Source organism: Sphingomonas sp. Leaf62 (assembly GCF_001421915.1).
Lineage (GTDB): Bacteria > Pseudomonadota > Alphaproteobacteria > Sphingomonadales > Sphingomonadaceae > Sphingomonas.
The window spans coordinates 210,441-222,425 of the sequence record NZ_LMLN01000013.1 but is presented as its reverse complement, the minus strand read 5'-3'; the positions used below and the strand labels follow the sequence as shown (position 1 = coordinate 222,425).

Annotated in this window: 6 protein-coding genes; all 6 read left to right on the top strand. The window is 67.6% G+C overall.

Annotated features, from left to right (window positions below):
- Positions 1–7 precede the first annotated feature (7 nt).
- The 6 genes from ASE91_RS08895 to ASE91_RS08870 all read left to right on the top strand — a co-directional run bounded on the left by ASE91_RS08895 (position 8) and on the right by ASE91_RS08870 (position 11,934).
- Positions 8–1,423: an amino acid permease gene (locus ASE91_RS08895; RefSeq protein ID WP_056625119.1), complete on the top strand. Its 1,416-nt coding sequence runs from the start codon at positions 8–10 to the stop codon at positions 1,421–1,423.
- Positions 1,420–2,655 (top strand): NAD(P)/FAD-dependent oxidoreductase, encoded by a 1,236-nt coding sequence (locus ASE91_RS08890; protein ID WP_056625116.1) that lies wholly within the window; start codon positions 1,420–1,422, stop codon positions 2,653–2,655. The genes ASE91_RS08895 and ASE91_RS08890 overlap by 4 nt, the downstream gene beginning before the upstream one ends.
- 76 nt (positions 2,656–2,731) lie before the next feature.
- Complete coding sequence (locus ASE91_RS08885) at positions 2,732–3,394, top strand: GntR family transcriptional regulator (RefSeq protein ID WP_056625114.1); 663 nt, start codon at positions 2,732–2,734, stop codon at positions 3,392–3,394.
- A gap of 203 nt (positions 3,395–3,597) precedes the next feature.
- Positions 3,598–6,537: a TonB-dependent receptor domain-containing protein gene (locus ASE91_RS08880; protein WP_235530389.1), complete on the top strand. Its 2,940-nt coding sequence runs from the start codon at positions 3,598–3,600 to the stop codon at positions 6,535–6,537.
- Between the two features lie 61 nt (positions 6,538–6,598).
- Positions 6,599–9,691, top strand: a complete 3,093-nt coding sequence (locus tag ASE91_RS08875; protein ID WP_056625111.1) for a glycoside hydrolase family 2 TIM barrel-domain containing protein — start codon at positions 6,599–6,601, stop codon at positions 9,689–9,691.
- Positions 9,688–11,934, top strand: coding sequence for a S9 family peptidase (locus ASE91_RS08870; protein ID WP_056625108.1), 2,247 nt, complete (start codon positions 9,688–9,690; stop codon positions 11,932–11,934). The genes ASE91_RS08875 and ASE91_RS08870 overlap by 4 nt, the downstream gene beginning before the upstream one ends.
- Positions 11,935–11,985 lie beyond the last annotated feature (51 nt).

Sequence of the window (11,985 nt, the reverse complement as noted above, 5' to 3'; positions counted from 1 at the left end):
CAGGGGCTTGGCACGAGGGATATTGGGGCCGCTGAAGCCCCTCGACGCGAACGAGTCCGATCCGGACCGCAAGCTGCGCAAGACGCTGAGCTGGCCGCATCTGATCGCGCTGGGGATCGGTGCGATCGTCGGGACCGGCATCTATACGCTGACCGGGGTCGGCGCGGATCGGGCCGGGCCGGCGGTGATCCTGTCCTTTGCGATTGCGGGCGCAGTGTGCGCCTGCGCGGCGCTGGCCTATGCCGAAATGGCGACGCTGATCCCGACCGCCGGCAGCGCGTACACCTATACCTATTCGGTGATCGGTGAGAGTATCGCATGGATCGTCGGGTGGAGCCTGATCCTCGAATATTCGCTGGCCTGTTCGACGGTGGCGGTCGGATGGTCCGCCTATCTGGTCGGGTGGCTGCAGAGTGCGGGGGTGCATCTGCCGCCGCTGTTGTTGTCGGGGCCGCATGGCGGGGGACTGGTGAACCTGCCCGCCGTGCTGGTGGCGCTCGGCATCGCGGGCATGCTGGTGGCGGGGACCAAGGAGAGCGCGACGTTCAACATCGCGCTGGTCGCGATCAAGATGGTCGCGCTGGCCGTGTTCGTCTTCTTTGCGCTGCCGGCGTTTTCGGGCAGCAATTTCGAACCGTTCATGCCCTATGGCTTTGGCAGTCAGGTGCAGGGCGGGGCGACGCGCGGGGTGATGGCGGCGGCGGCGATCGTGTTCTTCGCCTTTTACGGCTTCGATGCGGTCGCGACCTCGGCCGAAGAGGCCCGCAATCCGGGCCGCGACCTGACCATCGGGATCATCGGGTCGATGGCGGCGTGCACCCTGATCTATATGGGGGTCGCGGTCGCGGCGATCGGGGCGGTCAGCTATGTCGACCTCGGCCGCTCCGCCGAGCCGCTGGCCTATGTGTTGCGGACGTTGCAGCACCCGTTCGCGGCGTGGGCGATCGGGCTGGCGGCGCTGATCGCGCTGCCGTCGGTCATTCTGGTGATGATGTACGGGCAGAGCCGCATCTTCTTCGTGATGTCGCGCGACGGGCTGTTGCCGCGCTCGCTCAGCCGGGTGTCGGCGCGGACCGGGTCGCCGGCGCTGGTGACGATGGTGACCGGCGTGTTCGTGGCGGCGGTGGCGGGCTTCTTCCGACTCGACGAGATCGCCGAACTGGCGAATGCGGGGACGCTGCTGGCGTTCATCGCGGTCGCGACGTGCATGATGGTGCTGCGCAAGCGGGCGCCCGACATGCCGCGCGTGTTCCGCTGCCCCGCGCCGTTCGTGGTGGGGACGCTGGCGATCCTCGGCTGCCTGTACCTGCTGGTCAGCCTGCCGACGCAGACGCTGGTGCGGTTCGGATTGTGGAACGTCGTCGGGGTCCTCTTCTACCTCGGCTATGGCCGGGCACGCAGTCTGGTGCGCGCACGCGGATGATCGACTGCGCGCCAGCGACCGCGATCGTCATCGGCGACGGCGTCGTCGGGCTGAACGTCGCGCTGGCGCTGCAACGGCGCGGCACGGCGGTGACGATCGTCGCCCCCGATGCGCCATGGCGCGGCGCGTCATGGGGCAATGCCGGGCATATCGCGGTCGAACAGGTCGAACCGCTCGCGTCGCTGGCGACGATCCGGAGCGTGCCGGGCCGGCTGTTCTCGAGCGGGGGCGCGCTGGCGCTGCCGGTCCGCGCGATCGGGACATGGTTGCCGTTCAGTCTGCGGATGCTGCTCGCGGCGCGTCCGGCGCGGTTCCGGCGCGGCAAGGCGGCGCTGTCGGCGCTGCTGGCGACCGCTATCCCGGCATGGCGACAGGTGCTGGCGGACGCGGACGCGGCCGATCTGCTGCGCGTCGACGGGCATTTCGTGGTGTGGGAAACGCCGGACAGTGCGGCGCGCGGCCGGCGCGGATGGATGGCGGCCGATACCGGCACGACGACGGTGCGCGACGCGAGCCCTGAGGAACTGGCGCGGCTGCGCGCCCTGACCGACGTCCCGATCGCCGGCGCGATCCGGTTCGTCGGCAGCGGTCAGATCGTCGATACGACCGCCTTGGGCGAGGCGCTGGCCACGCGCTTCGCCGCGCAGGGCGGGACGTTCGTGCGGGGCCGGGTGCGCGCGGTCGGCGACGACGGGCGGGTGACGCTGGACGCTGGTACGACCCACGCCGCCGACGTCGCGGTGGTCGCGGCCGGGGCGGCGTCCGCCGCGCTGGTCGCGCCGGCCGGTCTGTCCGCGCCGCTGATCGCCGAGCGCGGCTATCATATCGAAGGGAATCCGGGCGACTGGCCCGCCGATATGCCGCCGGTGGTGTTCGAGGACCGCTCGATGATCGTCACCCGCTTCGCCACCCGCCTGCGCGCGGCGAGCATCGTCGAATTCGCGCGGATCGACATGGCCCCCGACCCCCGGAAATGGGCGCGGTTGCGCGGGCACGTTGCCAGCCTCGGCCTGTCGATCGGCGCACCGGTCGAACCGTGGATGGGCGCACGGCCGACGCTGCCCGACTATCTGCCCGCGATCGGGCGGCGCGGGGCGATCGCCTATGCCTTTGGCCATCAGCATCTGGGCCTGACGCTGTCGGCGACGACCGGCGAGGCGCTGGCGGCGCTGCTGCACGGCGAGACGCCGGCGGTCGACCTGACGCCGTTCGATCTGGGACGTTTCGGGTGAGGCGCGGTTGCGCGTCGTCCTGCCGCCAAGTTAAGGCAGCAATCCCGGACTACCCCGACCGGGCGAGGCGCTTTTCATGACCGGCATCATCATCCGCAATCTGTCCGACCAGCTCGTCGATCTGGTCCGCGACCGCATTCTTGCCGGCAGGGTCGAGCAGGACCGGGCGATCCGGCAGGACGCGCTGGCCGCCGAACTGGGGGTCAGCAAGATCCCGCTGCGCGAGGCGTTGACCCGGCTGGAGCAGGAAGGGTTGCTGCGGTCGCGCGCCAATCACGGCTATTTCGTGCGCGAGCTGACCATCGACGAAGCCGAGGAAGTCTATGCCCTGCGCCTGCGGCTGGAGCCGGAGATCGCGGCGGCGGCGGCAGTGCGCGCGACCGAGGCGGAGCGCGAGACGGCGACCCGGACCCTCGCGCGACTCGACGCGGCCACCAACGCGCATGGCGGAGGCGTCGGTGCGTTCAACCGCGCCTTCCACCTCGCGCTGCTGCGCCCGTCGCGCCAGCCGATCACCACGACGGTGCTGGAGCGGCTGCATGTGCTGGGCGAACGCTATGTCCGCAAGCATCTGGAGCCGCTCGGTCGCGACCAGCGTGCGAACGACGAACATGCCGAGCTGCTCGATCGCTGGCTGGCCCGCGATGCCGTGGCGGTGCGTGAGGCGATGTACGGCCATATCGAGCAGACGGTGGTCGACCTGCGCCGCGAATTCCAGAGCGACGCGCCCGCCGCCTGACGGGCGGCACCAACCGGTATGCCGATCATCACCGACGGTGCCGATCGTCACACCGTGACGATTTTCAGCCCTGTTCAGCATGGAAACGACGCCAACCGCACCGATCCAATAATTTTACTGCTCGTACATAGTATAATATATTTGATGACTCCGTTTCAATGTGTATGTTCCTCCCAAACAACGGGGGGTTGACGATGCAACGTATGACGAGATTGCTGGCATCCGCGGCGGTGACCGCGCTGGTGCTTGGGAACGCCTTGCCGGCCTTCGCGCAGGCGACGACCGATGGTCAGGTCGCCGGCGAAGCGAGCGAAGGCGATGGCGAGGTCATCACCGTCACCGGCACGCGCCTTGCCCAGCCGGGGGTGATGAGCAACAGCCCGATCACGACCGTCGATGCCGCCGAGATCCGGTTGCAGGGCGCAACCAATATCGAGAGCGTCCTCAATCGCCTGCCGCAGATCACGCCGGACGCGAACGAGAATGTGTCGAACGGATCTGACGGGACCGCGAAGGTGAACCTGCGCAACCTCGGCAGCAATCGTAACCTCGTGCTCGTCAACGGGCAGCGCCTGCTGCCGATCCAGGCGACCGACCTGAACTTCATTCCGTCGTTCATGGTGCAGCGGGTCGATGTTGTGACCGGCGGTGCGTCGGCGGTGTACGGGTCCGACGCGGTATCGGGCGTCATCAACTTCGTGCTGCGCGACAATCTGAACGGCGTGAAGACCGACGTGCAATATGGCTTTTCGGCGCATCAGAACGACAATGCCGCGAACCGTGCGCGGGTCGTCGGCGCGGGCTTCACCCCGGCGTTGCGCAGCCCGGTCGATGGACAGCGGTTCGACGCGAACATCGCGCTGGGTGCCAATTTCGCCGAGGATCGCGGCAACGTGACTGCCTATTTCGGCTATCGCGACGTGAAGCCGATCCTGCAATATAACCGCGACGTATCGGCCTGCGCGCTCGATCCGGTGTTCTCCGGCACGCCATCGGCGGCGACGTCGCTGACCTGTGGTGGATCGTCGAACAATCAGTATGGGCGGTTCGTGCCGCTGCGCTCCGGCATCGCCGCCGGCGGGTATAACAATACCAAGGACGGTCAGAAGACCTGGGTCCAGTATAACCCCGACTTCCGCTACAACTACGCGCCGCTGAATTACTTCCAGCGCAATGACACCCGCTTCATCGCCGGTGCCTTTGCGAAGTATGAAGTCAATCCGGCCGTGGAAGTCTATGGCAGCTTCATGTTCATGGACGATCGCACCAATTCGCAGGTCGCGCCGTCGGCCCTGTTCCAGGGGTATCCGTACTCGATCAACTGCAACAACCCGCTGATGAGCGCACAGCAGGCAGGGTTGCTGTGCGGCAGCGCGGCGGCGGGCACCAACGTCAACCAGGACGTCTATATCGGCTATCGTCCGGTCGCCGCCCCGGCCCAGCCGCGCCGCGACGACCTGCGCCACACCGACTATCGCGTCAGCGGCGGTTTCCGGGGCGAGATCGCGCCGGGTATCCGCTACGATGCCAATGCGCTGTTTTCGACGGTGATCTATAACGAGACGTATCGGAACGACATCGACCCGCAACGCGCCAACCGCGCGCTGAAGGTCGATCTGGTCAATGGCGTGCCGACGTGCCGTTCGGTCGTCGACGGGTCGGACCCGAGCTGCGTTCCGCTCAACGTCTTCCAGTTCGGCGGGCCGACCGCGGCGGCGCTCGCCTATGTCTATGCGCCGACCAGCACCGAAGGGCTGGACAAGGAAACGGTCCTGTCGGGCACGCTGACCGTCGATGGCGGCGAATATGGCGTGAAGCTGCCATGGGCCGATAGCGGGATCGGCGCGGTCTTCGGCGTCGAGCATCGTCGTGAATCGCTCGAATTCCGGGCCGACGCGCTGGCGCTCGCCAAGGGCACGAAGGAGATCGAGGGCGGTTTCAACGTGACCGAAGGGTTCACCGAAGTCCGGGTGCCGATCGTCGAGGACCGGCCGTTCTTCAGGGAATTGTCGCTGACCGGCGGCTATCGCTTCTCGAACTACAGCACCAGCGACAAGGGCATTTCCACCTACAAGGGTGAAATCGCCTGGGCACCGTCGCGCGACCTGCGCCTGCGCGGCGGATATAACCGCGCGATCCGGGCACCCAATATTTCCGAACTGTTCGGGGCGCAAAGCCCGGGCAACGTGACGACGCAGGACCCGTGCTCCGGCACCAGCCCGGCGGCGACGTTGCAGCAGTGCCAGAATACCGGCGTCACCGCCGCGCAATATGGCAACATCATCGAATGCCCGAGCGAGCAGTGCACGGGCTTCTTCGGCGGCAACCAGGCGTTGCGCCCCGAAGAGGCGGACACCTACACCGCCGGGCTGGTGCTGACCCCGCGCTTCGCCAAGCGGTTGATGCTGTCGGTCGATTATTTCAACATCAAGGTGAAGGACTATATCGGCGTGATCCCGGTCACGCTGACGATCAGCCAGTGCATCGCGACCGGCGATCCGTTCTTCTGTTCGCTGTTCAACCGCAATCCGCGCAACGGCGTGCTGTTCGGCGGCGACGCGACGACTGCCGGCTTCGTCACCTCGACGACGCAGAATACCGGTTCGCTCGCCACCAGCGGTCTCGACCTCGGGGTAAACTACGGGGTCGACACCGCCCTCGGCGATTTCAGCGTGAGCATGGTCGGAACGTGGCTGCTCGACCTGACGACCGAACCGCTGCCGGGTCTTGGTTCCTATGACTGCAAGGGCCTGTTCGGCGGCACCTGCGGACAGCCGAGCCCGGAGTGGCGGCACCAGGCGCGCTTCACCTGGACCTCCACCGACGGCAAGGGTTCGATCTCGCTCAACTGGCGCTACATCGGGGCGACGAAGAACTCGTTCAACACCGATGATGAGAACCTGCAGGGATCGACCTATGTCGTGAATTCGCGCCTGCCGGTCGCCAACTATTTTGATCTGGCGGCCAGCGCGACGGTGATGAAGGATGTGGCGCTGCGCATCGGCGTCAACAACCTGCTCGACCGCGATCCGCCGGCGATCGCGCAGGGCGTGCTGGCGTCTTTCGGTAACGGCAACACCTATCCCGGCGTGTACGACGTCGCCGGACGGACCTTCTTCGTCGGTCTTTCGGCCGAATTCTGAGGAAGGATACCGGTGGCCGGTGCCCCTGCGGTATCGGCCACCGGGCAAGGGAGAAAAAGCAATGATCGGTCGTGTCGCGCTTGCCGTGCTGGTGTCCACACTGGCGGTCGCGACCGCCACCGCGCAGACGGCGGCGCCGGCCGAATGGGAGCGGCCGGAGGTTATCCGGATCGGTGCCGAACCGATGCACGCGACGTTCGACGGCTTCGAGACGCGGGCGCAGGCGCTGCGCGACGATCCGGTGCGATCGCGCTATCACCTGTCGCTGGACGGCCAGTGGCGGTTCCACCGATCGGCGACCCCCGAAACGCGGCCGGTCGGCTTCGAACGGCCCGACTATGACGTCGGCGGCTGGGGCACGGTGGCGGTGCCCGGCATCCTGCAGGCGCAGGGGCAGGGGACGCCGGTGTTCGTCGGATCGGGTTATCCGTTTCCGATGGACCAGCCCCGGATCGACCACCGGCTGAACGAAGTCGGATCATATCGCCGCGAGGTGACGGTGCCGGCGCACTTTGCCGGGCGGCGGATGCTGCTGACGATCGGGGCGGCGGGTGCGGCCTATTATCTATGGGTGAACGGGCAGCGGATCGGCTATTCCGAGGACTCGAAGCTGCCCGCCGAGTTCGACGTGACGGCGGCGATGCGGCCGGGGCGCAACACGGTCGCGATCGAACTGTATCGCTATGCCGATGGCAGCTATCTGGAAGATCAGGATTTCTGGCGCGTCAACGGGATCGAGCGCAGCGTGACGCTGTATGCCGCGCCGGCGACGCACCTGCGCGACATCGATGTGCGTGCCGGGCTGGCGAACGGGTTTCGCGACGGCACGCTGGCGCTGAACGTCGCGGTGGCGGGGGCGAACGCAGCGGTGCGGGTGCGGGCGAGCGTCCTCGATGGCGGGCGGGCGGTGCTGACGCGCGAGGGCGTGCCGGATGCGCAGCGCACCGTCCGGCTGACCGGCGACGTGCCGGCGGTGCGGGCATGGAGCGCCGAGACGCCCGATCTCTATACGCTGCTTGTCGAACTGCTCGATGCGAAGGGGCGGGTGATCGAGGCGACGCAACGCCGGATCGGATTCCGCACGGTCGCGATCGAGGATGGCGAGGTGCGCGTCAACGGCCGGCGGATCATGATCCGCGGCGTCAACCGGCACGAACATGACCCGCACACCTTCCGGATCGTGTCCGAAGCGACGCTGCGCCGCGATCTGGAATTGATGAAGGCGGCGAACGTCAACGCGGTCCGCACGTCGCATTACCCCAACGACCCGCGCCTGTACGAACTGGCCGATGCGGTCGGGCTGTACGTGATGGACGAGGCCAATATCGAGAGTCACGGCTATCTGTCGCAGGCGCAGCAGAGCGGTGATTTCGAGGGCACGCTGCTCGGCTACAAGCCCGAATGGAAGGCCGCGCATCTCGACCGGGTCGAACGGATGGTGGAGCGCGACAAGAACCACCCCTCGATCCTTTTCTGGTCGCTGGGCAACGAGACCGGCGTCGGCACCAGTTTCGAGGCGGCGGCGAAGTGGGTGAAGGCGCGCGACGACACCCGGCTGGTCAGCTTTCTGGGGCACAGCATGAGTGGGTGGCGGCACCCGACCAATGCCTATGTCGATATCTTCGCGCCGATGTACGACGATGTCGAAAAGATGGTCGATTATGCCGAACGGCCCGAATTCACCCAGCCGCTGATCCTGTGCGAATATGCCCATGCGATGGGCAACAGCCTCGGCGATTTTCAGGACTATTGGGACGTCATTCGCGCCCACCGGAAATTGCAGGGCGGGTTCGTGTGGGACTGGGTCGATCAGACCATCGTGCGCAAGGACGCGGCGGGGCGCGACTATTGGGCGCAGGGCCGCGACTTCGTTCCTGACGGCGACGACAGCCCGGTCGGCGACGGCGTCATCCGGTCGGACCGGACGCCCGATCCCGAATATTATGAGATGGCGAAGGTCTATGCCCCGATCGCGTTCGCGCGGGCGGGCGACGGCTTCGTCGTGCTGAACCGGCACGACCATATCGACCTGTCGCGCTTCACGCTCGATTATGCGGTGCTGGAGGACGGGCGCGCGGTTGCGACGGGGCGGGTGGCGATGCCGGCCGTCGCGGCGGGGCAGCGCGCGCCGCTCTCACTAACGCTGCCGCCCGCGCGCGATGCCGGGGCAGAACGGATGCTGGTGCTGCGCGCGCGGGCCAAAGCGGGGGCGATCCCGCTGGTCGCGACGGGGCATATCGTCGGATACGAACAATTCGCGCTGTCGCCTACGCGTCCGCTGGCCGCGGCGCGGGGCAGCACGCCACCGGTCGATGGCGGCGACGTCCTGCGGCTGGCGGCGGGCGATGCGGTGCTGGAGATCGACCGGGCGACCGGGCTGGTCCGACGCTATGCGCGCGGGCGGACGACGTTGCTGAGCGGCGGTGCGCCCGATTTCTGGCGCGCGCCGACCGACAACGACGTCGGTACCGGCATGACCAAAAGCCACCGCATGTGGGAGCAGTTCAGCAATAACCGGCGGCTGGACGCGATCGCGATCGAAGGCGACGCGATCGTCGTTCGCCATGACATGGGCGTGGGATCGGTGAAGGTCACGACGCGCTGGACGATGGATGGCGGCGGCGTGGCGCGGGCGGCGGTGCGGTTCGTGCCGCTGCGCGACGACCTGCCCGATCCGCCGCGCATCGGCATGCAGTTCCGGACGCCGCCGTCGCTCGACCGCATCCGTTGGTACGGGCGCGGGCCGTGGGAAAGCTATGCCGATCGCAAGACCGCGGCGTTGGTCGGCGAATATGCCGGCACGCTGGCCGAGCAATATCATGGCTATGCGCGGCCGCAGGAATCGGGGACCAAGCAGGACGTGCGCTGGATCGCGGTGACTGGTGCCGACGGGGCCGGGGTGCGGGTGACCGGTGACCGGCCGCTGGCGGTGAACGCGCTGCCCTTTCCCTATGCCGATCTGATGGAGAAGCCGCCGGCCAAGGCGCATAGCAGCGACATCCGCCCGCACGGCGACGGTACGCTGCTGATCGACGTCGCGCAGAGCGGTGTCGGCGGGGATACCGGATGGAGCACCGATGGGCGGCCGCACATGCGCTATCGCGTGCCGCTCCGCCCGATCGACTGGACGTTCACGCTGGAGGCGGCACGATGAAGCGGTTGTTGCTGGCGCTCGCACTGTTGGCAGGGCCGGTGCAGGCACAGACCGATCCCCGGGTCGCGCAGTCGATCGCGCTGCGCGACCAATGGCAGTGGCTGACGCGCGACATCGCCTTTCCGGCGGACTGGGACGCGGACGGACGGCATTTCCATTATCGCAAGACGGTGGCGGGCGGGTTCGCGTTCGTCGACGTCGATACCGCTACGCGTGCCAAGTCGGCGGCGTTCGACGCAGCGGCGATGGCGAAGAGTCTCGCCAACGCGCAGGGACAGGCGGTCGATCCACTGCGGCTGCCGTTCGAGCATTTCGATTTCGAAGGCGCGCGGCGCGCGATCCGCTTCGCGATCGATGATGCGCCATGGCGCTGCACGCTGACCGACTATGTCTGCGCGCCGGTCGAGGAACCGGGCCGGCGACCGCGTGGGTTCGGGGTGGTGCGCGACCTGAAGGTGCCGGCGCTGAACGTGCCGCAGCGCTCGCCCGACGGCGCGCGCGAGGCGCTGGTGGTCGACGACAATCTGGTCGTGCGCGGCGCGAACGGCGGTGCGGAGGCGTGGCGCAGTCAGGACGGTAGTCCCGGCGATTTCTACGATCCCGAGACGCTCGTCTGGTCCCCCGATGGCAAATGGCTGGCGCTGTACCGGGTGCGGCCCGGCTATCGCCGGATCGTGACGCGGGTGGTGTCGTCGCCGGTGGGGCAGGTGCAGCCCAAATTGGCCGAGCAGCTCTATCCCAAGCCCGGCGATGCGATCGATCAGGAGCGGCCGGTGCTCTTCGAGGCGGCGACCGGGCGACGGATCGACGTGTCCGACGCGTTGTTCCCGAACCCGTGGCAACTGGGCAATATCCAGTGGCGCAAGGACGGCCGCAGCTTCGCGTTCGAGTATCTGCGGCGCGGGTTTCAGCAGGCGAAGGTGATCGCGGTCGATGCCGCGACCGGCACGGCGCGTGCCGTCATCGGCGAGGATGCGAAGACCTTCATCTTCAACGAACGCCGCTTCGTGCACGACGTGAAGGGCGAGGGGCGCGAACTGATCTGGGCATCGGAGCGCGACGGCTGGCGGCATCTGTATTGGGTCGACGGCGCGACCGGGCGGGTGCGGCCGATCACGCGGGGACGCTGGGTCGTGCGCGATATCGCCCGCATCGATGACGATGCGCGGCGCATCTGGTTTTCGGCCGGCGGGGTGACCCCGGGCGAGGACCCGTATCACAAACACTGGTTCCGGATCGATTTCGACGGGCGCAACCTGACGCGGCTGACGACCGGCGACGAGACGCACGAGGCGCGCTTCTCGCCCGACGGCACGCGGTTCGTCGACGTGCATTCGCGCACCGACGTGCCCGAGGTGGCGGAGCTGCGCGATGCCGACAGCGGGGCGGTGATCGCGACGCTGGAGCGCGGCGACGTGCGCGCGCTGACCGCCGCCGGCTACCGCCCGCCCGAACCGTTCGTCGCCAAGGGACGCGACGGCACCACCGACATCTACGGGCTGGTGGTGCGCCCGCGCGACTACGACCCGCGCAAGCGCTATGCGGTGATCGAGAACATCTATGCCGGGCCGCACGACAGCTTCGTGCCGAAGGGCTATTGGCCGTTCGGCGGCTTTTCGGGCGGTGACAAGGCGATGGGGATGCAGCAGATCGCCGATCTGGGCTTCATCGTCGTGATGATCGACGGCATGGGCACGGCCAACCGGTCGAAGGCGTTCCACGACGTCGCGTGGAAGAATCTGGCCGACAGCGGCTTTCCCGACCGGATCGCGTGGATGAAGGCGCTGGCGGCGAAGGACGCGTCGGTCGATCTGTCACGGGTCGGCATCTATGGCGGCTCGGCGGGCGGGCAGAGCACGCTCAACGCGCTGTTGTTCCATCCCGATTTCTACAAGGCCGGGGTCGCGTTCGCGGGATGTTTCGACAACCGCATGGACAAGATCGACTGGAACGAACAATGGCTCGGCTGGCCGGTCGATGCGAGCTATCTGGCGGCGTCGGGCGTGGTCCATGCCGACAAGTTGCAGGGCAAGCTGCTGCTGGTGGTCGGCGAGCAGGATTCGAACGTCGATCCGGCGTCGACGATGCAGGTCGTCGACGCGCTGATCCGTGCGGACAAGGATTTCGAACTGCTGGTCGTCCCCAACGGCGAACATTCCGCCGGCCGGTCGACCGGGCCGGTCGCCTATGGGCAACGGCGCGAATACGACTTCTTCCTGCGCGCGCTGGGTGGGGCGCGGTAGGCATACCCCATCCGTCATCCCCGCGAAGGCGGGGATCCAGACGCGCAGGTC

Excerpts from the sequence above, each read along its gene's own strand:
- ASE91_RS08875 (WP_056625111.1), top strand. The coding sequence starts at position 6,599 with ATGATCGGTCGTGTCGCGCTTGCCGTGCTGGTGTCCACACTGGCGGTC.
- ASE91_RS08880 (WP_235530389.1), top strand. The coding sequence starts at position 3,598 with ATGACGAGATTGCTGGCATCCGCGGCGGTGACCGCGCTGGTGCTTGGG.
- ASE91_RS08890 (WP_056625116.1), top strand. The coding sequence starts at position 1,420 with ATGATCGACTGCGCGCCAGCGACCGCGATCGTCATCGGCGACGGCGTC.
- ASE91_RS08870 (WP_056625108.1), top strand. The coding sequence starts at position 9,688 with ATGAAGCGGTTGTTGCTGGCGCTCGCACTGTTGGCAGGGCCGGTGCAG.
- ASE91_RS08885 (WP_056625114.1), top strand. The coding sequence starts at position 2,732 with ATGACCGGCATCATCATCCGCAATCTGTCCGACCAGCTCGTCGATCTG.